The sequence below is a fragment of the Ruegeria sp. D1(2025) genome, from assembly GCF_056536425.1.
Genome location: NZ_JBQFPO010000003.1, coordinates 112,674 through 136,589, shown reverse-complemented (window position 1 = coordinate 136,589; position 23,916 = coordinate 112,674). Strand labels below are relative to the sequence as shown.

General features: G+C 61.2%; 16 protein-coding genes. 7 read left to right on the top strand and 9 right to left on the bottom strand.

Annotated elements, in window-relative coordinates:
- Nucleotides 1-43: 43 nt before the first annotated feature.
- Both ACR1XU_RS10075 and ACR1XU_RS10070 read right to left on the bottom strand, forming a co-directional pair.
- The gene (locus tag ACR1XU_RS10075; RefSeq protein WP_170807077.1) at nucleotides 44-274 is read right to left on the bottom strand and encodes a DUF2798 domain-containing protein; all 231 of its coding nucleotides are present in this window, start codon (nucleotides 272-274) and stop codon (nucleotides 44-46) included.
- A gap of 41 nt (nucleotides 275-315) precedes the next feature.
- Nucleotides 316-1,092 carry a hydroxypyruvate isomerase family protein gene (locus ACR1XU_RS10070; protein ID WP_480906169.1) on the bottom strand — a complete coding sequence of 259 codons (777 nt, stop codon included), beginning with the start codon at nucleotides 1,090-1,092 and terminating at the stop codon, nucleotides 316-318.
- Nucleotides 1,093-1,264: 172 nt separating this feature from the next.
- On the opposite strand from ACR1XU_RS10070, the gene ACR1XU_RS10065 reads away from it, so the two are divergent.
- Nucleotides 1,265-2,209: a DMT family transporter gene (locus tag ACR1XU_RS10065; RefSeq protein WP_480906167.1), complete on the top strand. Its 945-nt coding sequence runs from the start codon at nucleotides 1,265-1,267 to the stop codon at nucleotides 2,207-2,209.
- Here the strand turns inward: ACR1XU_RS10065 and ACR1XU_RS10060 are convergent.
- Nucleotides 2,206-2,787 carry a DUF1285 domain-containing protein gene (locus ACR1XU_RS10060; RefSeq protein ID WP_480915603.1) on the bottom strand — a complete coding sequence of 194 codons (582 nt, stop codon included), beginning with the start codon at nucleotides 2,785-2,787 and terminating at the stop codon, nucleotides 2,206-2,208. The genes ACR1XU_RS10065 and ACR1XU_RS10060 overlap by 4 nt on opposite strands.
- Nucleotides 2,788-2,851: 64 nt before the next feature.
- Between ACR1XU_RS10060 and ACR1XU_RS10055 the strand changes: the two genes are divergently transcribed.
- Genes ACR1XU_RS10055 through ACR1XU_RS10040 form a run of 4 tightly spaced genes read left to right on the top strand, consistent with a single transcriptional unit; the run spans nucleotide 2,852 to nucleotide 9,529 of the window.
- Nucleotides 2,852-3,859, top strand: a complete 1,008-nt coding sequence (locus ACR1XU_RS10055) for an AAA family ATPase (protein WP_170612890.1) — start codon at nucleotides 2,852-2,854, stop codon at nucleotides 3,857-3,859.
- A complete protein-coding gene (locus ACR1XU_RS10050) occupies nucleotides 3,856-4,731 on the top strand; it encodes a DUF58 domain-containing protein (RefSeq protein ID WP_480906161.1) in 876 nt (291 codons plus the stop codon). The genes ACR1XU_RS10055 and ACR1XU_RS10050 overlap by 4 nt, the downstream gene beginning before the upstream one ends.
- Nucleotides 4,728-7,490: a DUF4159 domain-containing protein gene (locus ACR1XU_RS10045; protein ID WP_480906158.1), complete on the top strand. Its 2,763-nt coding sequence runs from the start codon at nucleotides 4,728-4,730 to the stop codon at nucleotides 7,488-7,490. Before ACR1XU_RS10050 ends, ACR1XU_RS10045 begins: the two co-directional genes overlap by 4 nt.
- Nucleotides 7,487-9,529: a DUF7408 domain-containing protein gene (locus ACR1XU_RS10040; RefSeq protein ID WP_480906155.1), complete on the top strand. Its 2,043-nt coding sequence runs from the start codon at nucleotides 7,487-7,489 to the stop codon at nucleotides 9,527-9,529. The genes ACR1XU_RS10045 and ACR1XU_RS10040 overlap by 4 nt, the downstream gene beginning before the upstream one ends.
- A 1-nt stretch (nucleotide 9,530) precedes the next feature.
- On the opposite strand, the gene ACR1XU_RS10035 is transcribed toward ACR1XU_RS10040, so the two are convergent.
- From ACR1XU_RS10035 to ACR1XU_RS10025, 3 genes are read right to left on the bottom strand one after another with little or no spacing between them, the layout of a single operon-like run.
- Nucleotides 9,531-10,370 carry a 2-keto-4-pentenoate hydratase gene (locus ACR1XU_RS10035; protein WP_480906153.1) on the bottom strand — a complete coding sequence of 280 codons (840 nt, stop codon included), beginning with the start codon at nucleotides 10,368-10,370 and terminating at the stop codon, nucleotides 9,531-9,533.
- A 13-nt stretch (nucleotides 10,371-10,383) separates the two neighbouring features.
- Nucleotides 10,384-12,420, bottom strand: coding sequence for a penicillin-binding protein 1C (gene pbpC, locus ACR1XU_RS10030; RefSeq protein WP_480906150.1), 2,037 nt, complete (start codon nucleotides 12,418-12,420; stop codon nucleotides 10,384-10,386).
- A 36-nt stretch (nucleotides 12,421-12,456) separates the two neighbouring features.
- A complete protein-coding gene (locus tag ACR1XU_RS10025; RefSeq protein WP_480906147.1) occupies nucleotides 12,457-17,883 on the bottom strand; it encodes an alpha-2-macroglobulin family protein in 5,427 nt (1,808 codons plus the stop codon).
- 115 nt (nucleotides 17,884-17,998) lie between these two features.
- On the opposite strand from ACR1XU_RS10025, the gene ACR1XU_RS10020 reads away from it, so the two are divergent.
- Entirely contained in the window at nucleotides 17,999-20,206 is a 2,208-nt protein-coding gene (locus ACR1XU_RS10020; protein ID WP_480906144.1) for a response regulator, read from the top strand.
- 9 nt (nucleotides 20,207-20,215) lie between these two features.
- A complete protein-coding gene (locus ACR1XU_RS10015; RefSeq protein ID WP_480906141.1) occupies nucleotides 20,216-20,692 on the top strand; it encodes a VOC family protein in 477 nt (158 codons plus the stop codon).
- Here the strand turns inward: ACR1XU_RS10015 and yaaA are convergent.
- The 3 genes from yaaA to ACR1XU_RS10000 all read right to left on the bottom strand — a co-directional run bounded on the left by yaaA (nucleotide 20,683) and on the right by ACR1XU_RS10000 (nucleotide 23,892).
- Nucleotides 20,683-21,453: a peroxide stress protein YaaA gene (gene yaaA, locus ACR1XU_RS10010; RefSeq protein WP_480906138.1), complete on the bottom strand. Its 771-nt coding sequence runs from the start codon at nucleotides 21,451-21,453 to the stop codon at nucleotides 20,683-20,685. The two genes, ACR1XU_RS10015 and yaaA, sit on opposite strands and share 10 nt — an antisense overlap.
- Nucleotides 21,454-21,486: 33 nt before the next feature.
- Entirely contained in the window at nucleotides 21,487-23,526 is a 2,040-nt protein-coding gene (gene recQ, locus ACR1XU_RS10005) for a DNA helicase RecQ (protein ID WP_480906135.1), read from the bottom strand.
- 78 nt (nucleotides 23,527-23,604) lie between these two features.
- Nucleotides 23,605-23,892 (bottom strand): YggT family protein, encoded by a 288-nt coding sequence (locus ACR1XU_RS10000; protein ID WP_170568510.1) that lies wholly within the window; start codon nucleotides 23,890-23,892, stop codon nucleotides 23,605-23,607.
- Nucleotides 23,893-23,916: the final 24 nt, after the last annotated feature.

Sequence of the window (23,916 nt, the reverse complement as noted above, 5' to 3'; positions counted from 1 at the left end):
AACGCGCCGCGCATCAGGCCCGGCGGGCCATCTTTGCGGCGGGTCAGGCTTCGGGCCTGACCAGTCGTTCTACCAGCCGTTTCACTGCGGGACCCAGCAGCAGGATCACGGTAAAGGCGATTGGCCAGCAAAACATCCAGGATGCGATCCAGTCGCTCAGTGTGTCCGGCCCAAACCCCACCGCCTTGACCGTGGCAATGCCGGTCACCATGCAGGACATCAGACCAGACATGATTAGTCCGTACAGGGCATGAGCGTAACGAGCGGGTATCATCCGGTTATCCTGTCAGTTGATTGCCCCCCATGTGTGGCATTTCAGGCCTGAATTCCAGTATCCCATCCCTGCATCCAGCCCAGCGAGGCTGCGGTTCGGTCTGTTGACGGTGTGTATTCGGCGCTGACCCACCCAATATAGCCGCAGCAATCCATTGCATCGAAAAGCGCGGGAAAATCTGTGTCACCGCGCCCCGGTTCAGCGCGGTCGGGGGCCGCCCCGATCTGTGCATGAGTGACAAGGGGGTGAAAACGGTCCCAGATTGCAAGCGCATCACCGTGGATCATTTCTGCGTGAAAGCTGTCATATTGCAGGCCGAGATTTGAGCGATCCACGCGGTCCAGCACATTGGCGGCCAGATCATAGTCATTCAGAAAATATCCGGGTTGCGACGTCGTGTTCAGCGGTTCGATCGTGAATTTCTGCGTGGGCGCGAAATCAGCGGCCCATTGAAGATTTCGCACAAAGGTCTCAAACGCTGCTGAGCCTTCTGCATAGCCGGACATGATGTGGATCTGACCCGCGCGCAGCACCTGCGCATATCTCAGGACCCGGCGGATATCGGTCTGAAACCGGGCTTCGCCGCCCGGAACGGCGGCATAGCCGGGCTGTCCGCCTGTGTAATTGGGCGGTGGGGCATTGATCAGCAATAGCTCAAGCCCGTTCTCCAGCAGGGCGCGGCTGGTTTCACGGGCCGCCAGATCGTATGGAAACAGTATTTCCACGGCCGAAAACCCGGCACGCGCGGCCGCCTCGAACCTGTCCAGATAGGGAAGTTCGGCAAACAGAAGCGAGATATTTGCGGCAAATCTTGGCATGTGCTCGGTGTTCCTTTCGCCGGGACCTTAGACCCGGGGTGATGTCCGGGAAAGGGACTGAAAACGACAGATTGTCGAAAATCGACCAGAATAGCGGTGGCACATCGCCGACCGTCGGGCCTGTGCGGCGAATCAATTTTGCGACGCCCTGCCAACAGAAGGTCTGAAATTCATGGCGATGAGCTCTGAAACCGTTCGCGGTCAATCCGCGTCTGTGCCCCAAGGCCAGAGCTCTGCCTTGTCGGGCAATGGTCTGGCGGTTGCGTCCATGCTGTGCTGGGCTGCCGGGTTTCCGGCGGCTGAGGTTTTGCTTCAAAGCTGGCCCCCTGTCGCCCTGTTGGCGGCGCGCCTGGCTTTGGCGGTGCTTGTTCTTGTGCCGGTCTGGATCCTGATCGACGGTCCGACACGTGTTCTTCGCGCACGGTGGCGGCACGCGCTGTTGGTGGGCGGGCTTGGCATAGGCACCGGCATGTTCCTGATCATCCTCGCACAGAAACTGACGGATCCCGTCACCGTCGCGATCATCGCGTCCTGCGCCCCGCTGACGGCAACCTTGCTCGAACTTGCCGCAGGTACACGGCGTCTTAAGTGGAACTTTGCCCTTGGCGTTGCTGTATCGATTATCGGAGGCCTGATCGCCACCAGTTCAATGGCCCCGGCGCAGCTGGGCTTGGGCGCGGTCTGCGCCGTGCTTTCAACGGCTCTGTTCTGTTGGGCCAGTCAGGCAACGGCGAGGGATTTTCCCGAACTGAGCCAGACCGGGCGCACCACGATCGTTTTTGTCGGTGGTCTGGTCATGGCGACCATTCTGATGATCCTGTCGCATCAGTTGGGGATGGATATTCTGCCGTCCGCCCCGATTGACGTGGATCAGGTCGGGATGCTGGCGATCTATGCGCTGATTTCGATGGGGATCAGTCAGATTCTGTTTGTCGGTTCCATCGCAAGGCTGGGCGTCGCGCTGGCTTCGTTTCACATCAACATCGCGCCGTTCTACGTGATGCTGATCATGGTGATGCTTGGGGAAGAGTGGAACTGGACCCGCGCGCTGGGCGCGGGCATCGTCGCGTTGGCGGTTGTGCTGGCACAAGACCGAAGGTCGGTGCGCCTGGCCTAGTTACGCTCCAGCGCATCAGACTGGATCAGGGGAAAGAACACGCCCCCGGACCAGACGCCGAACCAGCCGTCATGGTCAGTGCCAATGTCTACAAGGCGGTAAAAGCTCTTGCGATCAACGCGCGCCTCAAGGTTTGCGCGCATCAATATGTAAAGGGACGGCTCATTCGTTTCCGGATCGATGACAATGCGGATCGGATGATCGGGCCCTGCGGCAGCTCTATCGCCCACCTGGGTTGTGAACGTCAGGACTTGCACACCGCTTTCATCGGTGTCGTCAAAGTCTACGGCGACAAAGGGTGCATCCTCGACGGTGATTCCCACCTTTTCGACCGGGGTCACCAGAAAATACTTCCCGTCTTCTTTCTTAAGAATTGAGGAAAAAAGCTTCACAAGCTCGAAACGGTTGATGGGTGAGCCTAAATAACTCCACGAACCATCTTTGGCGATACGGATGTCCAGATCGCCGCAAAACGGAGGATTCCAAAGGTGAACGGGCGGTAAACCCCGCCTTTTGACCGATTTGACCGAGGCTGCAAGACCATCGGGAGAAGGTGTCACAGGTTTTTGTCCGCTCATTGCTTTTGCCATTTCCTGTCAGCGCGATACACTTCAATCATATTCGTCCACGGAAGGGAAAACCATGTCCGAACCTGCCGACCTCGTCGCCGAGATCGAAGCGCTCGAAAACAAGCTGCAAGAGGCCAAAACCTCGATCACCCGCCGCTTTATCGGGCAGGAGAGGGTCGTGGACCTGACACTGACGGCGCTTTTATGTGGTGGTCACGCATTGTTGATCGGTCTGCCCGGGCTGGGTAAAACGCGGCTGGTGGAAACGCTGTCGACCGTGATGGGCCTGCATGGCAATCGCATCCAGTTCACGCCTGACCTGATGCCTGCCGATATTCTGGGGTCCGAAGTTCTGGATACCGCCGATGATGGCAGCCGTCATTTCCGGTTCATCCCCGGCCCGATATTCTGCGAATTGCTGATGGCGGACGAGATTAACCGCGCCAGCCCGCGCACCCAGTCGGCGCTGCTGCAGGCGATGCAAGAGCGCACGGTGACGGTCGCGGGCGAAGATCGCTCGCTGGGTGTTCCGTTCCATGTGCTGGCAACGCAGAACCCGATCGAACAGGAAGGCACCTATCCATTGCCCGAAGCGCAGCTGGACCGGTTCCTGGTTCAGATCGATGTCGAATACCCGGATCGCCAAACCGAACGGGACATTCTGTTGGCGACGACAGGCGTGGAAGAAGACGAGGCCAGCCAGATTTTCACCAAAGAGGAATTGCTGGCGGCACAGGTCCTGTTGCGCCGGATGCCGGTGGGTGAATCGGTGGTCGAACTGATCCTTGATCTGGTCCGCGCCTTCCGCCCCGAAGAACCGGGCGTTTCGGACCGTGTTTCTGAAACAGTCGCCTGGGGCCCTGGCCCCCGTGCGGCACAGGCGCTGATGATGACCGTACGCGCCCGCGCGATGTTGCAGGGGCGTCTGGCGCCCAATGCCGAGGATGTGCTGGACATGGCGCGTCCGGTACTCAGCCATCGCATGGCGCTGAACTTTGCAGCGCGTGCGCGTGGCGACAGTCTGGCCAGCCTGATCGACACCACCGCCGCCGGATTGGTGCGTACCGAGGCCGCGGCGTGAATGCCGCGCTGACCCTTCGTGAAAGATCCGAGGCCGAGGCGTCCCGGCTGCCGCCCCTTTTGGCGCGGGCCGAACACCTGGCCGGAACCGTCCTGCTGGGTGACCACGGGCGACGGCGTTCGGGCCTGGGTGACGATTTCTGGCAATACCGCCCGGCGCAGGCCGGTGACAGCCGCCGTCTGATCGACCACCGACGCTCGGCGCGGGGGGATCAGCAGTTCGTGCGCGAGCGGGAATGGCAGATCGCCCAGTCGATCATGCTGTGGGTGGATCAGGGTGCATCGATGCGGTTTGCCTCGGACAGGGCGCTGCCGACCAAGGCGGACCGGGCGCGGCTGCTGGGTCTGGCGACAGCGATCTTGCTGGTGCGGGGTGGTGAGCGCGTCGGACTGACCGGCACCACGCTGCCGCCGCGGCGGGGCAACGCCCAGATCATCCGGCTGGCGCAAGCCTGGTCCGAGGACACCGAGGTCGACTATGCACCACCGGAACACCGGGCCATGGTTCCGCATGCCCGGGCTGTGTTCATCTCTGATTTCCTGGGTCCGCTGGATGAGGTTGAATTGGCGCTCACCAAGGCTGCGGATCGCGGCGTTCGCGGTGTGTTGCTGCAGGTTCTGGACCCCGGCGAGGAGACCTTTCCCTTCCAGGGTCGCACTATTTTCGAAAGCGTCGGCGGCTCGGTCCGGCATGAAACCCTGAAGGCCGGAGATCTGCGCGACCGCTATCTTGGCAGGTTGGCCGAGCGCAAGGATGCGCTGACACAGCTTTGTCGTGCAACTGGCTGGCAACTGGGTCAGCACCACACCGGTGAAAGCGCGCAAGCGGCTCTGTTGTGGCTCTATCGTGCGTTAGACGGGGGTACGCAATGACGGTTCTGGCAGGCATCGGATTTACAGCCCCATGGGTGCTGCTGGGCCTTCTGACCCTGCCGATCCTGTGGCTGATTCTGCGCGCCGTGCCACCGGCACCCATTCGCCGACTGTTCCCGGCGGTTACATTGCTGCTTGGGTTGAAAGATGACGAAAGCGTCTCGGACCGGACTCCGTGGTGGCTGCTGCTGTTACGGATGCTGGCGGCGGCGGCGATCATCATCGGGCTGGCCGGGCCGGTTCTGAACCCGTCGCGTGATCAGGCAGGATCGGGGCCGCTTCTGATGGTTCTGGACGCCAGTTGGGCCGGTGGAACGCGTTGGTCGGCAACGCTGGATCAGATCGACGCGCAATTGACCGAGGCCGGCCGTGCCGGTCGCCCCGTATCGATTTTGCGCCTGACCGACCCGGAAACACCGGTTTTTCAGGCCGCTGAGGCATGGCGCGGGCGCCTGCCGGGCCTGATGCCGATGCCTTGGCAGCCCAGCCCGAAACAGTTGGATCAGGTATTGGCGGCGCTGGCCGAGGTCGATGGCGGGTTCGAGACACGCTGGTTCAGCGACCGGCTGAACTACCCCGGCCACGACCGGATGTTATCCGCCCTGCAGGCGCGTGGGAGCGTTACGGTCTACCGCCCGTCTGCGCCGGTTCTTGCACTATTGCCCGCAGCGTATCAGGACGGCGTCATTCAGATCACGGCGCTGCGCTCGGAACCCGGACCGGCAATGCCGCTGACGATCCTGGCTCAGGGCCGCGACCCCGCAGGTGCAATGCGTGTTCTGCAATCGGTCGATGTGACGTTCGAGGATGGTGAGACTCAGGCGCAGGTTGATCTGTCACTGCCATCTGAACTGCGCGCTCGGATCACGCGGTTCGAAATTCAGGGCCAGCGTTCAGCCGGGACCACGACGCTGACCGATGACAGCCTGCGGCGGCGCGAGGTTGCCCTGATCGCCGGTACGCTGAACCGCGAGGGGTTGGAGTTATTGTCACCGCTGCATTATCTCACGCAGGTTCTCAAACCGACCGCTGATTTTGTCGATGGCGGTCTGCTGGATGTGTTGCCTGCCAACCCCGATGTGATCGTGCTGGCGGATGTGGCCAAACTCTCCGACACGGAACAGGCTGAACTGGTTCAATGGGTCGAAGAGGGTGGGCTGTTGCTGCGCTTTGCCGGCCCGCGCATGGCGGCAAGTGATCTGGGCCGCAAGGATGAGGACGACTTGCTGCCGGTTCGTCTGCGAAGCGGCGGGCGTTCGGTCGGCGGCGCGATGAGTTGGGGTGAGGCAAAGGGGCTGGCGCCATTCGTCGAAGGCTCGCCATTCTATGGCCTTCAGATCCCCGGTGACGTGACGGTGACCACGCAAGTCATGGCCCAACCAGACCCTAATCTGGCCGATCGGGTGATTGCATCGCTGTCTGACGGAACGCCGCTGGTCACGCGAAAGACATTGGGCCTGGGCCAGGTCGTCCTGTTTCACGTCACGGCTGACGCGGAATGGTCGACTGTTCCACTGTCCGGTTTGTTTGTTGAAATGCTTGACCGTCTGGCCGTGGCCTCGGCCGCAAAATCCCGGCAGGAGGCTCAGTTGCAGGGCACCGTCTGGGAGCCGATTCAGGTTCTGGACGGGTTCGGGTCGCTTTCGGATGCGGGCAATCTGGCCGGGGTGGACGGTGTTGATCTCGTCTCCCGGGCGGTCGGTCCGGACTTGCGGCCGGGACTGTATGAAAGCGGTAAACAGAAACTGGCGCTGAACGTGCTGACCGATGACGCGACATTCCAGCCGGTGGTTTGGTCTGGGGATGTGACGATCAGGGGGCAGGAGGTTAACACGGAAACCCCGATCGGGGGCCTGTTGCTGAGCCTTGCGCTGCTGTTGCTGACCGTGGATGTGATCGCCTCGCTGGCCTTGTCCGGGCGGTTGGGCTTGGCGCGTACGGCAGTGGTGGCCCTTGGCGCAATGATGCTGACCCCCGAGGCGCAGGCCCAATCGCCCGAAGATACCGAATTTGCGCTGAGCGCCACACAGGAACTGGTTCTGGCTCATGTACTGACGGGTGACGAGAATGTGGATGCGATTGCAGGGGCCGGTCTGCGCGGGCTTTCGCAAACGTTGTTGTTCCGAACCTCCGTGGAACCAGCCGAGCCAATCGGCGTCGATCTGGAACGCGACGAACTTGCGTTCTTTCCGCTTCTGTACTGGCCTATCACACCGGATCAGCCTCAGCCTTCCTCCGAGGCGTACGCGAAACTCAACGCGTATCTGCGCTCGGGCGGAATGATCCTGTTCGATACACGCGACTCGGATGTGGCCCGTTTTGGCGCCGCCAGTCCTAACGGGCGCAAGCTTCAACAATTGGCCGGACCTTTGAATATCCCGTCGTTAGAGCCTGTGCCGCGCGATCATGTTCTGACCCGTGCTTTTTATCTGCTGCAGGATTTTCCCGGTCGATATGGCGGGGCCGAGGTCTGGGTCGAAGCCGCGCCGCCGGATGCGGAACAGATCGAAGGGATGCCGTTCCGAAACCTCAACGACAATGTCACCCCGGTGGTGATCGGCGGCAATGACTGGGCCGGTGCCTGGGCCATCGATCGCAACGGGCAGGCCCTGCTGCCAGTTGGGCGCGGTTATGCCGGCGAACGCCAGCGCGAACTGGCCAACCGTTTCGGTGTGAACCTGGTCATGCATGTTCTGACCGGGAACTATAAATCCGATCAGGTCCATGTGCCCGCTTTGCTAGACAGGTTGGGGCAATGACCGGAACCGTCATCTTTGATCCGCTGATCCCATGGCCGGTATTGGCCATTGTCGCCGGGGTTGCGCTGGGCGGCGTCATTCTTGCGCTGTGGCGCGGTCTGTCCGGCTGGGCCTTGCGCGGGTTGGCGGCTTTGGTCGTTGTCGCGGCGCTGTCCGGTCCGGTCTATCAGGTCGAGGATCGCGCGCCTTTGACGGATATCGTCCTGATGATCGAGGATGAAAGCGCCAGTCAGACCCTGTCGGATCGCGCCGATCAGACGGCACGGGCCGCAGAGGAACTGGCGGCAGAAATCGAATCCCGCGACAATATCGAACTGCGCCGCATCGCCGTCGGCGACGGTGACGGGGATGAAGGCACGCGGGTGATGGCTGCCCTCAACGAGGCGCTGGCGGAAGAACCCCGTGCGCGTATCGCCGGGATACTGGTGGTCTCGGACGGTATCGTGCATGACGTCGATCAGGCCCCGGATCTGCCCGCACCATTGCATCTGCTGCGAACCGGCCGTGCCAGCGATTGGGACCGTCGACTGATTGTCCGCAACGCGCCTGCCTTTGCCATTATCGGAGAGCCCGTGACGCTGACCTTGCGGGTCGAGGACAGCGGCGCCGCACCTGCCGGAGCAGCCACCGCGCCGCTTGAAATCTCGGTCGACGGGGCCGCGCCGGAAAGCTTCAGCATTCCCATTGGGGTGGATGTCGAGCTTCCCATAACGCTGCCGCATGGCGGGCGGAACGTCATCCAGTTCTCGGTGCCGCAGGCCGAGGGCGAGCTGACCGATCGCAACAATACCGCGCTGATTCAGATGAACGGTGTCCGTGATCGGCTGCGGGTTTTGCTTGTTTCCGGAGAACCGCATCCGGGCGGGCGGACATGGCGTAACCTTCTGAAATCGGACAGTTCTGTTGATCTCGTCCACTTCACTATCCTGCGTCCACCGGAAAAACAGGACGGGGTGCCGGTGGACGAGCTGTCTTTGATCGCCTTCCCGACGCGCGAGCTGTTTCTTGAGAAGATCAACGATTTCGACCTGATCATCTTTGACCGCTACAAGCGTCGTGGCATCCTGCCCGCGATCTATCTGGACAATGTCACCAACTACATCAACGAAGGTGGTGCGGTTCTGATTGCGGCCGGGCCGGATTTTGCGACGGCTGACAGCATTTTCCGATCTCCGCTTGCTCCGATCCTGCCCGCGCAGCCGACCGCGCGTGTGATTGAGGAACGCTATGTGCCGAAAGTCACGGATCTTGGTCAGCGCCACCCGGTTACAACCGATCTCGGCGATCCCGAAACCTGGGGCGCGTGGCTGCGTCAGATCGATGTCAAACACCGGTCAGGTGAGGCGTTGATGTCCGGGGTTGATGATCGGCCGTTGCTGGTGCTCGATCGGGTGGGCGAAGGACGCGTGGCGCTTCTGGCCTCGGACCACGCCTGGCTGTGGAGCCGGGGCTTCGAAGGCGGTGGCCCACAACTGGAACTGCTGCGCAGGCTTGCGCATTGGATGATGAAAGAACCCGAACTTGAGGAAGAAGCCCTGTGGGCCGAAGCTAACGGTCAGGTCATGCGCATCATCCGCCAGACCCTCAGCGATGAGGTTGGAACCGTGACCGTGACCCGCCCAAATGGCGAAACGCTGGACATCACGCTTGAGGAGGTGTCACCGGGACGGTTCGAGGCCCAATATATCGGACCTGAGATCGGGCTTTACCGCCTTGAGGAAGGTCAGAATTCAGCGGTGATCGGTCTTGGGCCCGCCGCGCCGAAAGAATTCGAGCAGACCATAGCAACCGGCGACCTGCTGGAACCGCTTCTGGCAGATTTGCGCGGTGGTGTTGTCCGTCTGGAGGACGGGCTGCCGTCGATCCGCAATGTGCGCGCCGGGCGGCCTGCCTCGGGTCGCGGCTGGATCGGTCTGACCCCAAGAGACGCTTATGAGACGCGCGATGTCACGCAGGCCGGGTTGCTGCCGCCCTGGCTGGTCTTGCTGCTGGCTGGCGGGTTCCTGCTGGCTGGCTGGCTGCGTGAGGGGCGGCGATAAGCTACTCGAATGTCACGCTGACGGTAGGATTGCCGGGCAGGCCGTCATACCTGACGGACGCGCCGCCTTTGCCTTTGGCAGGTGGAAACAGCGGTCCGAACGACCCAACCGAAATCAGATCGCCGGACGCAAATTCGATCCCTTTTGACATCAGCCAGAGTGCCGCGTTTGCCGGATGACCCAACACGGCTGTGCCAGGCGCCTGTGCCAGAATTTCACCGTCGGCAGCGCTAAGCGTGACCGTCATGCCCGTCAAAGCCTGCGACATGGCGGCGGGATCGGTGACGGCGATTTCAGACCCTAAAACGCCGAGTTTCGGGGCAACTCCGATTGCGGTCAGGGTGACGGGGGTAATGGGTTCTCCGTCGGCCAGGGTCAGGTCAGGCAGTTCGATGAAGGGGCGAACAGACGAGACATGTTCCATCACTTCGTCGGGTGTGGTTGCCTGATTGATCGCTGCGTCGCCGACCACCAGGATCAGGTCCGCCTCGAATACCGGGCGGGCCCCCCAGTTTTCTGAAACACTTGCCCCGTCATCCAGCATCATGTCGCGATACAGAATACCCTGAACCGGTTCACTTGCTCCAAACCTGTCCTGCGCGGGTTTGCTGGTCAGGCCCGCCTTGTAGCCAATCAACGGTCCAAGATGCGGCTGCATCGCAGTGACAAGTTTCGCCTGCGTGCAAAGCGCATCCGCCATGCTTCCGTCCGGGGTCAGAGCAACGGTAGGTGTGTTCGTAAGATAGTCCTGAACAAACCGGTCGATCTGGGCGTCAGACGCGCATTCAGCCGCTGTCTGAGTGGCCGTCAAAGCAAGAACAAAAACAAGCCAATTGCGCATTTGTTTTCTCCTGTCATCTGATCTTGAACGAAACCCTGTCGGATTTGCCCAGTGCATCCAACACGACAAGGGCGGTGTGTCCGGGCCCGGGGTTGGGAATTTCAAACTCTCTGTGGTGCTGGCCGGTTACGACGGGCACGCCGTCAGACAGGACGGAAAACGGCCCGGTTCCGCCCCTCAGCTTCAGTGTAAGGGAGGCTCCATTTGTCTCTAACAAGCCATCCTTGGGCGGAAACAATAGTTGCGGCGCAGAAGGATCCGCCTCAAAAGCAGCTTGGCGAGGGCGGAACCGCCGCAAAGGCTGGGGCAGTTGCGCGGCACCGACAAGCAGGGTTGATGGCGGCGGCGGCGGCATCGGAGTGAATTTGGGTTTCAGAAGACCGAAGGCTTCAAACAAAACTGGGGCCGCAAGTGCGCCGCCAAACGCACCGGGCACCGGTGTGCCGTCTGCCCGCCCCAGCCAGACACCGATGACGTGACGGCCGTCATAGCCGATCGCCCAGGCGTCCCGGTGCCCGTAAGAGGTTCCGGTCTTATATGCCAATACACCGGATTGCGCACCTGATGGCGGGGTTAGTCCGGTCAGAATATTGCCAACCTGCCAGGCCGCCGGTTCCGACAGGACACGTCGCGTATCGGCGTCGCCATCCAATGCCCGATAGTGCAAGACGGGGCCTTGGCCACCTGCCGCCACCACCGCAAAAAGCTGCACAAGATCGTGCAGGCTAAGCCCGACACCGCCAAGCGAGATCGCCAGACCCGGTGCGCCTCCGTTGAGGCGCGGTTCGGTGTTGGCACGCTGCAGGGCGTCCATGACGCGGGCAGGTCCCAGTTCTTGCGTCAGGCGCACCACGGGGATGTTCAGCGACAGTTGCAGCGCATCGCGAATACGCACGTCACCCCTGAACACGCCGTCGAAGTTGCGGGGTGCATATCGCCCGAACATCACCGGACTGTCGCTGATCAGGGTTTCCGGATGCGCCAGCCCCTGATCGAAGGCCAGTCCATAGATCAGGGGTTTCAGGGTTGATCCGGGTGAACGCAACGCCTGCGTCATGTCCACAAACCCCTGACGCGCGTCCTGATAACCCGCCGACCCGACCGAAGCCAGAATCGCGCCGGTTTCATGGTCAGCCACGATCATCGCGCCGGAAACGCGGGGTCCGGCCCGTTTGGCGGCCTGCGCGATCAGCGGTTCCAACTTTGCCTGCAATGCCCCGTCCAGTGTCAGGTCCTGCGCCAGAGCTTCGGGCAACCCCGCACGGGCCCGGTCCGTCAGGTGGGGTGCCAGCTGGGGAAAGGGCCGCATTCTGGTTGGCACCGGGTCTGCCATGGCGCTTTGCATCTCGGGTCTGGACAAAAGACCATTGCGATGTAGCCGTTGCAAAACCCGGTCGCGGGCTTTGCGCCCTGCTTGAAGATTGCGGTCGGGTCGCCGTGCCTCGGGGGATTGTGGCAGGGCGATCAACAAGGCCGCCTGCGCAGGCGTCAAGCGGGACGGATCCTTGCCGAACCACGCCCGACTGCCCGCCCGGATCCCTTCAAGATTGCCACCATAAGGGGCATGGGTCAGATACAGCGACAGGATCTGATCCTTGTTCAGGCGCTGTTCCAACGCCAAAGCCACCCGGATCTGGCGGAGCTTACCGCTCCACCGACCTGTCGGGCCATCCTCGATCAGGCGGGCAACCTGCATGGTCAGGGTCGATCCGCCGGAAACAGGTCGGCCGTTCCAAAGCGACTGCACGGCAGCCCGAACCATGGCCAGCGGATCGATGCCGGAGTGAGCGCGAAACCGTTTGTCTTCGTACCGGATCAGCATGTTGACAAAACCCGGATCGACCGGGCCATGCTGCATCCGCCAGATGCCGTTCGCCACCGGAAATGCGCGCAGCAGATCGCCGTTCCGGTCCCGCATCTCGACCGAGGTTTCTGTCAGAACGGCAGGCAGCGATGTGGCGTCGACCCAGTCCGCAAAGCGGTCGCGGGCAAAGCCGGTCACATACAAAAACCCCGCAAGTGCCAAGAGCAGAAGGCTGACCCTAGGCATCGGCCTTGCCAAAACTTCGATATGTTTGACCCCCGATCATTCGACCACAACGCGCCCAGTGTTGGTGTGCGCCCGGTTCTGCGGGCGGTACATATCCTCGACCGAGGCTGCCGGGTGATGAAAGGCACCGGGTGTTACGGCGCGTACCACATACGCAAGCGTAACCGGCTTGCCGTCCTGCAAGTCAACCGCTGCCAAAAAACGGTCAGACCGGAATTCGGTATGCCTCGCTTCGGACAAATCCAGCCAGTCCAGCGACCGCACATCACCCGAACGCAACAGGTTGGGATTGTCGATCTCGATACCAGCGGCCAGCGGGTCATCGATCATCAGGCGCGCACCGCCATCCTCGAAGGGCGTGACGGTCAGAACCGTGACAAATCGCGTGCCCACCGAAAGTGCGGACTGGTCCAGCGGTTCACCTTCCATTGAGAAATACACCCGCTCGATCGCATATCCGGTGCCACCCGCCGCAAGTGGGACGTCGGGTATTCCCGTCACCGTCATCGTGATGTCCGTGGCCAGCCCGTCTGCGGCAGTTATGTTCAGAACATCGTCGCTGTCCGAATGCAGGACCTGCACAAACGGCCCCTCGACCGGCGCACCGTTCACACGCAGCCCGGCGCTTTCCGGGTTCGAGATCAGCGCATGCGCCGCCAGCAGCGACCATGATGCCTCTTGCGTTGACAAATGCGCCGGGGCGGAACTGACCCGCCGGATCAGATCGTCCCGGTCGATCACCTCGCTGCCTGCGTCCACGGCCAGCGTCAGCAGTCCGGCCGCATCGCGCAGTTCGGTTCCGTAATCGGTGCGCCAGTAGCTTTGATTTTGATCCGGCCGCTCAGCCAGCAGCTGGGCAGCCCGTGCAAACATCCTGTCCGCTCGTGTCTGATCCCCGTAAGAGGCCAACGCCGCCCCAAGCTGAGCGGCTGCCAGAGGCGTGGCGAAGGCATCACCCTTGACGTCGGCGTAATAGCGCAGATCGCCCATGGATGCCGCGCTTTCGCGGGCCAGAACCATCAGCGCATAAGCGATGTCTTGCCCGCCTTCGTCGAAATCAGGGGCATAGCTGATCCTGTTTCGCAGGTTGTCCATCGCCTGTGCAAAGGCACGGTCCGGCACTGTATGACCCTGCGCACGGGCGCGGGACAGGAAGTCGGTGACATAAGCATCCAACCAGAAATCGCCGCCTTGGGCGCGCCACAGCCCAAAGGCACCATTCGAGGATTGCCGGGTCAGTATGCTGCGGATGGCCGTGCTGATCCGTGCTTCGATCGCCGGTCCGTTCCCCAGCCCCGAGGCCTGGGCGACCGAAGACAAATACAGCAGTGGCAGCGCCTGACTGGTGATCTGTTCGGTGCAGCCATATGGGTACCTGTTTAACCAATCCAGCAGGCCGGGCGTGTCGAATTTCGCCAGCGGGCCGGCGGACAGGATCGCCTTGACCGATCCGGGCCGGAATCCGTCGAAGACATCCTGCGAAAACAGAAAGCTGTCACCCTCGCCCAGCGAAAACCGGCGTGTCAGAGCAACGGCAGGATCGTTTGCGCGAACCGGCATCCGCAACGTCTGAGACAGATCGCGGCCGTCCGGTGTTGTGATTGACAGGTTGATCTCAGGGTCACCAACCGCAGTTGCGCGAATTGGAACTTCCAAAACGGTCTTGCCGCCGGGTTGCAACGTGAAACTGGTCGGGGTTGCGGCCAGTTCCAGCCCGGCCGAAGCCGCCAGACCCAGTGCCATTTCACCTGCCGGGCCGTCGGCATGCACGATCTCCAGCAGCATCCGGCTTTGGTCGCCAGGGGCCAGAAAACGTGGCAGGCTGGCCGATACGACAACAGGGTCGCGAACGATCATCTCAGCTTCCGCCTGACCGACCGCGCTGCGCGACCAGGCAACCGCCATCAGACGCACGGTGCCGTTAAAATCGGGCAGAGGAATGTCCAGTTCGACTTCGCCCGTTTCATCGACCTGAACCGGACCGTTGAACACGGCCATCAGATCCTGTGTGGGCGGAGGCGACTGCCGCCGCATACCAGCGTCACTGTCACCACCAGAACGAACCAGACCCATGGTCCCGTTCATCCCGTCGATCAGCCGGCCATAGACGTCCCGCAATTCGACGCCCAGACGGCGTTGCCCAAAGTAATAGGATTGCGGGTTCGGTGATTCAAAACCTGTCAGGTTCAGGATACCGACATCTACCGCTGCCAGCGTCAGCCAGACGGGATCATTGGCCGGGGCGTTTTCGACCCTGATGCGGGTCTTTTGCACCTGTCTTGGCGTCGTAAGCTCGGGCACCTCAATCCCGACCTGCAGCCTGCGCCCGACCGGTTCAACACTGGCGTGAGCGATCCCCATGGCCCTGGCCGGGTTCTGGCCGGCGGACACGTCCATCGGCCGGATGAGTGTGGCGGCGACATAAGCCCCCGCACCCCAATCCGGCGCGACATCGATGGGAACAACGGTTTCCCCTTCAGGGACTTCGATCATCTGGCGTTGGATCAGCCGGTTCGACAGAACGTCGATCTGCGCAACACCTGCCATGCGGGCCACAATCCTCAGCTGCGCCGTGTCACCGGGGCGATAGCTGTCACGGTCCAATGACATGTCCAACCTGTCCGGAGTGCTTGTGGCGTCGGCGGCCTGGTACCAGCCCGCGTAGAAATCGACGGCGGCTTCGGCGTATGCGCCATCGATCCGCTGCACCACAAGCTCGTACCGGCCCCAGTCGACCGCGGATGTCAAAGTCAGCGGGTCTGACTGAAACTCGGCCTCTCCGGTGGCGATCCGGGTGCGCCGGGTGGTGGGTTCCCACTTCCATTCTCCGTACAGCTGGTACCACTGATACCGGGTTTCAATCCGGTTCAGGGTCCAGCGCAGGCGCATCGGGGTTGCCGACAGGTCCGGCGACAGTCCGACGACCTGAAATCCGGCTTCGGTGCCTTCAGGCACAACACCGTCAAACAGCGGTTTGATTCCTATGACCGGCTGCGTTGGCCGGACCGGAGCCGTCATGCGACGTTCGACCGGTCGTCCAGACCCGTCTGCCAGCCGGGCAATCACCGTGGCTTCAACAGGCTTGCCTTCAGTCTCTAATACAGGGATTTCCACCGCGACAGTTGCCAGACCGGCGGCGTCGGTGCGCCTATTGCCAAAATAGGTGCTTTTGGTGGAAACCGCTGCGTCATAGCGGCCAAACCTATATCCGTCATATCCGGAAACCGCTTCCGCCGGGCGCGCGAGGACCTGGCCGTCGATGCTCAGATCCGACCCCGGGGCACCGAACAGATAACGGGCTTCGATCCGCAGGGGCGGGTTGTCGCCAGGGTGCAGCGGGGAGTCAGGCAAGGACAGGTCGAAGTCGATCCGCTCGGGCAGGAAGTCTTCGATCAGTACGGTCTGCTGCGCCAGCGCATCAGCCTTCGGGTCCGACTTGACTTCGATCCGCCATGTTCCGCGCGGTGCATCCACAGCCACGGGCAACGCAAAAACATGACCTCCGGCAACACCGCCGTCCGACACGGCGCGTCGATACTCAACCCCGTCCGGGCGGTGCAGTATGGCAGTCAGCGGCAAACCCTCGATGGCCTGCGCCTGATCGTCACGCGTCAGGGCCGTCAGGTGAATCGTTTCACCGGCGCGGTAGGCGCCCCGGTCGGTGGTCAGAAAGACATCGATTGGTCCTGCTGGTGCCCGACCCTCGACACCACGGTCGGACAAGTCAAAGGCCGGGTCGGTCAGCGACAGGAACCCGATATCGCTGTCGCCATCGGCAGCCACGACCAGCGCGGGCGAGCTTGCCCCCGTTCCCCGAACAAGACCGGCATCAAACAGGGCATGGCCTTCGGCATCCGTCTTGGCCCGGGCAATAACCGCATTTGCATTCGAGATCACCGAAACCTCGATCCCTTCGCGGGGTGCGGCGTCGGTCAGGCCACGGACCGCGACATGCAGGCCGTCCGTGCCTTGAGCAGTTGAAAGACCCAGATCAGACAGAACGAACCACTGCGTGGCTGACGGGTCGTCGTAAGGGTCACTGCCGGGTACCCGCGCGGACAGCGTGTAGATACCGGCCGGTTGATCAGCAATCGCCTCGGCCAGAGGCAGGCGCGCTGTCATGGTCTGGTTCAGCTGGTTTTCGACTTCCGCTGTACCTGTCCAGATATCCTCGGCAATCTCGTTGCTGAACTCGCGTTCTTCCCATTCGCTGAGGGGGCGGCCGAAAAAGCCCTGCTGAACCGCACGCAACAGGTTCCGGTCACTGATACGGCGCAAGGTCAGATCCAGTTCGGCGACGTTGACCGTTTCAACGGGCAAGGCCGCATCCGCTGACTTAGGCAGCACATATCCGCGCCCTGGAAACCGGGCCGTTGGCGAACGGTCGCGCACGTAGTGGGTCAGGCTGACATTGCGGTTCAGCACTTCTCCCGAGGCGGCTGGCATCCCCTCGCGCAAGGTGAGCTGATACCGCGCACCATGCGCGACACCATCGACGCAAAGCTGCTTCTCGTCTGCCTGCACCACCAGACCATCGTCGCTGCGCTGAACAAAGGGGTCATAGTCGACACCGGCTTTGACAAGCGGTTCCGAGAATTCAACGCAGATGCGCGGCGCAGCGGCATCGCTTTCAACGCTGCTGTCCAAAACCCGGAACCCGTATTTGCCGATCGCCTGATCCAGAGCGGCCAGAACATCCTCGCGCGGCTGAAGCTGCTGGGCCAGTCGCAGCGCAGGGATCATGTCACGCCCGCGTTCGACAGCTTCAAGCGCGTTCGACAGGATTATCAGTGCTGATACCTGAGCGCCCTCTGATTCCGCGCGCAAGTATCCGTTTATGGCGGCGCCAAGCGCCCGACCGTGAAGGACATTTTTTTCGTTCCAACCCGACGCTTCGATGGCAAGCAGCAGGCGGGCGTAATCTGTCCACAGGTCAGAGGCATCATTGATCGACAGGGCCACACCGGTCCACTGCATGGCCAGCGTCGGCGTTTTGGCGGCGCGGGCGGCGTTCATCGCGTCTTCGACATTGAACCCGCCGGCCGAGTGCAGAAATCCAAGGTTCCTGGCCTGGTCACGAGCCCGTTCAAAATCGGTCGGTCGCAGGAAATCCAGCGTGCCTTTGCGGGTATCAGCCAGTGTTAGGGTCGATTCTGGCGTTGAAACCTTCTGTGCGGACAAAGCGCCGTTGTAAGGTTCCTGCCGGGTTATGTCCTTCTTTGGAAAGCAGGCATCCGAACGAGTGTTGAAGGTAAATGCGGTACAGCTTTGGATGGCCGAACACGCCTGAATGCAGGATTTCAGATCCGTGTCGAACAGCGCATTCAGATCGGTTCCGATTAAATCAGCGTCGCGGGTCGTGATGTATCGGAACTCTGGCGCGGCAGTTTGTGCCTGACCTGGGGCTGGCTGGAAAAAATGTGAAAGAAAATAAACTATTGCAATCAAAACCAAGCGGTGCATCGCAACCTCCTATTTGCAGCAACCCTCGCATGTGGCCCGCTTGTTTGGCAACGGCTTAAACACTTCTTCACGGTCTGGCGGGATGGTGCGGGAATGTGTTCCGGGATCATCTGAAATGAGTCTTGCAAACAAACTGGCGCAGGAACGGCGTGCGCGGCTGGCAGCCGAACGGTTGTTGGAGTTGAAACAGGCAGAACTGTCGGCAGCGAACCGCAAACTGGGCCAGCACGCCATCGCCCTGACCAGACGCATCGGCGAAACCCAGGCCGAGGTTGAGACGGTTCGCGGCGAGAACGAACGGGTCAAGTCCGACCTGACCGTCGCCCACGCCAAGATCGAAGTGGCCGAGCGGCGTCTGTGGCATTCGATCCAGACCATTCAGGACGGGTTTGCCTTCTTTGACGCAAACCACAGCCTGATTGGGGCCAATGCCGCGTATCTGAGCGTATTCGAAGGCTTGGAAGAGATCGCTGCGGGCATATCCTACGCGCGTATCCTCGAGATCCTGACCACCGAGGGGATCGTCGATACCGGACCCGAGTGCGCGGCCGACTGGCAGGCGCGGATGCAGTCGCGGTGGATGCAGGCAAACCCCGAACCTGTGGTCATTCAGCTTTGGAATGGCCAGTATATCAAGCTCATCGATCAACGCGGCAATGGCGGGGACGTGGTCAGCCTGGCGTTGAACATAACCGCCTCGGTCCGGCATGAGGCCGAACTGACGGCGGCGCGGGAACGGGCCGAAGCCGCCAACCGCGCCAAATCCTCGTTTCTGGCCAATATGAGCCACGAGATCAGAACCCCGATGAACGGCATTGTCGGCATGACCGAGTTGCTGGCCGAGACGCAGCTTGGGGAAGAGCAGCGTTTATACGTCAACACCATCCGGAATTCGGGCGAGGCGCTACTGGTCATCATCAATGATGTGCTGGATTATTCAAAGATCGAAGCAGACAGGCTGACCCTACACCCCGAGCAGTTCGATTTCGAACGGTGCATTCTCGAAGTGGCGATGCTGCTGCAGCCCGGCGTTCGGGAAAAAGGCCTGACCTTACTGGTGGATTATGATCTGTTTCTTCCAACGTTGTTCATGGGCGATCCGGGACGTATTCGGCAGGTTCTGACCAATCTGGTGGGCAACGCGGTGAAATTCACCGCACAGGGCCACGTCCTGATCCGCGTAACCGGAGTCCCCAATGCCAAGGCGCAGACGTGCGACATCCATGTCGCGATCGAAGATACCGGGATCGGAATTGCCGAAGACAAGATCGGCCACATATTCGGTGAATTCAACCAGGTGGAAGATGAAAGAAACCGGCTGTTCGAGGGGACCGGCCTGGGGCTTGCCATTACCAAGCGACTTATCACCCTGATGGATGGGACCATCTGGGTTGAGAGCGATCCTGGTAAGGGGTCGTGTTTCGGGTTCCGCATCTCTTTGCCGACCATGCCGGGACCACAGCCGGAGCCACCTGATCTGGGGGGACGTTTGCGTCATGTGGTCGTGGTTGAGGATCTGGCTGTAAATCGCGCCATCCTGAGCAAGCAGCTGGGGCGCCTCGGATCCAGGGTCACAATGTGCGAGACCGGATCAGAGGCATTGAAAATCGTGGATGAGACAGTCGACCTGCTACTATGCGACCATGACCTGCCCGATATGGACGGGCTTGAATTGGCGGCAATCCTGAAAGAACGCGGACTGGGTGACACACCCGTCGTCGTCATGTCCGCCAACCCGGCTTTGATCCACGCCAGCGCGTCCCGGCACCTGGTTGAAGGTGTCTTGCAGAAACCGATTCCCCGGGCCGAACTGTATTCCCAGCTGATGGCGCTTGGCAAAGCCAGCAAAACAGTGGAAGCGGTCTCTGTCACCGAGGCGCCCAGCCGGCTCAAGTTGCCTTCCGGGCAGCGTCTGATGCGAGTTTTGGCGGTCGAGGACAATCGCACCAATCAACTGATCCTGAAAAAGATGGTCAAGGATGCGAATATCGATCTGAGATTTGCAGATAACGGGATTGATGCGGTGCAGGCCCATCTGGATTTTGACCCGGACCTGATCTTCATGGACATCTCAATGCCGAAAATGGACGGCAAACAGGCTACGGCTGAAATTCGGCGGCGCGAGGTTGGGACAGGACGCCATGTGCCCATTGTCGCCCTGACCGCCCATGCGATGGACGGGGACGACACCGGAATTTTGTCTGCCGGGCTGGATCACTATCTGACGAAACCGCTACACAAGCAGCGCATCCTTCAGATGATCCTGGACCACTGTCCCCATGGCGCCTGCCCGGTCATTGCCGAACCCGGACATGTCGAATAGCCTGATCGCATGACCCGCAAGCAAACCTCGGATCACCGCGGATTTCGCCCTCGTGCGTTGGGCGAGATTGCGATCCGCTGCGCCGACATGCCCGCGATGGTTGCGTTCTATGAAAATGTGATCGGGCTTGAGCGTCTATCGGGCGATCACAACAGCGCCATTACCTTTTTTCGCATCGCCGAAGGGTTTGACGGACATATACAGGTGCTGGCGTTGTTTCATCACACGGCGGCTCCGCGGCCCGGGTTGCACCCGAACAGCGCAAACAAGCCCGTGACCGGAGGCAGGTCATCCTTACATCACATTGCCCTTTCTCTGCCGTTTTCCGAGCAGGAGGCCGTCATGCGCTGGTACACCGAATTAGGACAACCCTACCGCGTCGAAAAATTCGGCTGGATCGGCTGGCGTGGAGTCTTCACAGAGGACCCCGAAGGCAACACCGTTGAACTGGTGGCTTTTGATCCTTCAATGCTGGATCAGGCCTGATAGGGGCGCACAAAGACCGGTTTGTCCTGTTCCGATAGGTGTGGACGGTACTGATAGCCCCCGGTATCGAAATCCAGCAGCCCCATGGGATCGGTCAGCCGGTGCTGGATAACATACCGCGCCATGGCACCGCGCGCCTTTTTGGCGAAGAAACTGACGATCTTCGGCGAACCGGCTTTGTCTTCCATGAACACCGGTGTGATAACCCGCAGTTTAAGCGTCTTCGGGTCGACAGCGCCGAAATATTCCTGACTGGCGCAGTTGATCAGAATGTCAGACCCAATGGCGCTACCCTGCGCGTTAAGGGCCTTGCTCAACTGGTCGCGCCAGTATTCATAAAGGTTTTTGCCGCGCCGGGTCTTAAGCTTGCTGCCCATTTCCAGCCGATAGGCCTGAATGGCATCCAACGGTCGCAGCACACCGTAAAGGCCGGACAGAATGCGCAGATGATCCTGCGCCCAGACCAATTCCTCGGCGTCCAGTGAGGTTGCTTCGAGCCCTTGATAGGTATCACCGGCAAATGCCAAAGCAGCAGGGCGGGTCACTTCTGCGTCCGGCGAATCGGAAAAAACGCGGTACCGGTCGCGGTTCAACCGGGCCAGATCGTCGCTCAGGTCCATCAGTTTCTTCAGATCGCCCAGAGTCAGGTTTCTGGCGGTTTTCGACAGGCGGATCGCATCATTCTGAAAGTCCGGTTGCGTGACATCGACATCCCGCTCTGCCCAGTCCAGCCGCTTGGCCGGGGAAATGACTACCAGCATATCCGCCCTCGTTTCTTGCCTGATGCAGGGTATCTAGCCCGCCTGACGCAGCACGTCCAGAAAGGCAGCGCCAAACCTTTCGTAACGGCGGTCGCCCAGCACCTGCTCGATCGCCCGTGGATCGTCCGAGCGGAGTTGCGCCACCCTGGCCAATTGAGAAGCCGAGCAAGTCAGCGGTTTGTCGATCCCGTCCGGACCGCGTGACAAGCGTGTCTGAATTTCAAGCAAGCGATCGTAGATGTCGCCCTGATCGCGCCCGGCCAGCTTGCGCCGCGCGGGATGCACGGTTTCGACCACACCCGCGATCACCTCAAGAAAGGTGTCGCCGTACCGCTCCAGTTTCTTCGCGCCGACGCCACCGATCCGGGCCATGTCATCCAGCGTGGCGGGGCGCTTTTCTGCCATCTCGATCAGGGTGCGGTCAGGGAAGATGACATAGGCCGGAACCCTGGCAGATTCCGCCAGCGCCCGTCGTTTGGCCTTCAGCGCAGACAGCAGAGGCGCGTCTTCTTCCGACACCATCATCTTGACCGCAGGCCGACGAGTCGCCTTGCGTATTGTATCCTTACGCAAGTTGATCTGCGCCTCGCCCTTGAGGATGGGTTTCGCGGCCTCGGTCATGCGCAGCGCGCCGTGGCGTTCAGGATCGGGGCGGACCAGGTCGTGGCCCATCATCTGCCGGAAAATCGCCTGCCATTGTGGGCGCGACCATTCCTTGCCGATACCCCATGTAGACAGATCATCGTGGCGGCGGGCACGGATCTTGTCGGTCTCGTTGCCCAGCAGAATGTCGATCAAGTGACCCGAACCAAACCATTCCTCGGTCCGCAGGATCGCGGACAAGGCCATGCGAACAGGTGTGGTGCCGTCGAACACTTCGGGTGGGCTGTCACACAGATCGCATTTACCGCAGGGTTCAGCCTGTTCGCCAAAATAACTCAGAAGGCTCCGGCGGCGGCATTCCAGCGCTTCGGCCAGTCCCAACAGGGCGTTCAGGCGTGCGTGATCGGCCATGCGCCGTTCAGGCGGCGCCAGTCCTTCGTCGATTTGCGAACGGCGCAGGCGGATGTCGTCGGGGCCGAAAAGGGTCAGGGTTTCCGCAGGGCTGCCGTCGCGCCCGGCGCGCCCGATTTCCTGATAATAGGCCTCGATGGATTTGGGCAGGTCCGCATGGGCGACCCAGCGGATATCGGGTTTGTCGATACCCATGCCGAAGGCGACGGTGGCAACCACGATTAAGCCATCCTCGCGCGCGAACCGGGTTTCGACGATGCGGCGATCTTCGGCCTCCATGCCACCGTGATAGTGGCAGGCAGAATGGCCTTCGGCCCGCAGGGCCTGCGCCAGAACTTCGGTCTTGTTGCGGGTCCCGCAATAGACGATGCCCGATTGCCCTTTGCGGGCGGCGGCAAAGTCGAGGATCTGCTTGCGCGGCCCGTCCTTGGCGGCAAAGGCCAGATGGATATTGGGCCGGTCAAAGCCCCGCAGGAACTTGCGCGGGGCGGTGCCGTCGAACAGTTTTTCGACAATCTCGTCCTGCGTTTCCGCATCTGCCGTGGCGGTGAAGGCCGCCAGTGGCACGTTCAGCGCGCGCCGCAGCTCTCCGATCCGCAGATAGTCGGGGCGGAAATCGTGGCCCCATTGGCTGACGCAATGGGCCTCGTCCACGGCGATCAGGCTGACATTGATCCGCCGCAACATACCCAAGGCCGACCCGGCGGCCAGACGTTCGGGGGCCATGTAAAGCAGCTTGAGCCGCCCGGCCTCCAGCGCCTCCCACACCGCATCGGTTTCTTCGGGGGTGTTGCCCGAGGTCAGCGCCCCGGCCTCGACTCCGGCCTCCTGCAGCCCGCGCACCTGGTCGCGCATCAGGGCGATCAGAGGGGAGATCACCACCGTCACCCCGTCGCGCAGCAGGGCAGGAAGCTGATAACACAGGGATTTACCACCGCCAGTGGGCATGATCGCCAGCACGTTTTCGCCTGCGGTCACGGCATCGACGATCTCTTCCTGCCCGGGACGGAAGTCGTCGAATCCAAAGACATCTCGCAGCAGGGGTGCGGCGTCGAACATGTGCGGGGGTGCCCTGTTTTAAGGTTTATCTGCTCTTAAGACAGGACAATCACACACTAAGATTCGGTGAACAAGAGGTCAGACGAAATAGACCGCATTGTTGATCAGGATGATCCGCAGCGCATAGACCGCGACCAGCACCACCAATGGTGTCAGGTCCAGTCCGCCCATGTTGGGCAGAACGCGCCGGATCGGGCCATAGATCGGTTCCAACAGTCGGTTCAGGCCATACCAGATCTGCGCCACTAGCTGTTGATGCAGGTTGAGCACCTGAAAGTTGATCAGCCAGCTCATGATCACATGGGCCAGGATGATGAACCAGACAATGTCCAGGATCAGCAGAAGGATTTGGATCAGCGACAGCATGGGCACTCCGTTTGCGCGTTTGCT

Bases quoted from the DNA above. Each gene is read 5' to 3' on its own strand.
- pbpC (WP_480906150.1), bottom strand. From the start codon at position 12,420: ATGCCTAGGGTCAGCCTTCTGCTCTTGGCACTTGCGGGGTTTTTGTAT.
- ACR1XU_RS10070 (WP_480906169.1), bottom strand. From the start codon at position 1,092: ATGCCAAGATTTGCCGCAAATATCTCGCTTCTGTTTGCCGAACTTCCC.
- ACR1XU_RS10000 (WP_170568510.1), bottom strand. From the start codon at position 23,892: ATGCTGTCGCTGATCCAAATCCTTCTGCTGATCCTGGACATTGTCTGG.
- ACR1XU_RS10055 (WP_170612890.1), top strand. From the start codon at position 2,852: ATGTCCGAACCTGCCGACCTCGTCGCCGAGATCGAAGCGCTCGAAAAC.
- ACR1XU_RS10035 (WP_480906153.1), bottom strand. From the start codon at position 10,370: ATGCGCAATTGGCTTGTTTTTGTTCTTGCTTTGACGGCCACTCAGACA.
- ACR1XU_RS10045 (WP_480906158.1), top strand. From the start codon at position 4,728: ATGACGGTTCTGGCAGGCATCGGATTTACAGCCCCATGGGTGCTGCTG.
- ACR1XU_RS10040 (WP_480906155.1), top strand. From the start codon at position 7,487: ATGACCGGAACCGTCATCTTTGATCCGCTGATCCCATGGCCGGTATTG.
- ACR1XU_RS10025 (WP_480906147.1), bottom strand. From the start codon at position 17,883: ATGCACCGCTTGGTTTTGATTGCAATAGTTTATTTTCTTTCACATTTT.
- ACR1XU_RS10015 (WP_480906141.1), top strand. From the start codon at position 20,216: ATGACCCGCAAGCAAACCTCGGATCACCGCGGATTTCGCCCTCGTGCG.
- ACR1XU_RS10020 (WP_480906144.1), top strand. From the start codon at position 17,999: ATGAGTCTTGCAAACAAACTGGCGCAGGAACGGCGTGCGCGGCTGGCA.
- ACR1XU_RS10060 (WP_480915603.1), bottom strand. From the start codon at position 2,787: ATGAGCGGACAAAAACCTGTGACACCTTCTCCCGATGGTCTTGCAGCC.
- ACR1XU_RS10065 (WP_480906167.1), top strand. From the start codon at position 1,265: ATGGCGATGAGCTCTGAAACCGTTCGCGGTCAATCCGCGTCTGTGCCC.
- ACR1XU_RS10075 (WP_170807077.1), bottom strand. From the start codon at position 274: ATGATACCCGCTCGTTACGCTCATGCCCTGTACGGACTAATCATGTCT.
- yaaA (WP_480906138.1), bottom strand. From the start codon at position 21,453: ATGCTGGTAGTCATTTCCCCGGCCAAGCGGCTGGACTGGGCAGAGCGG.
- recQ (WP_480906135.1), bottom strand. From the start codon at position 23,526: ATGTTCGACGCCGCACCCCTGCTGCGAGATGTCTTTGGATTCGACGAC.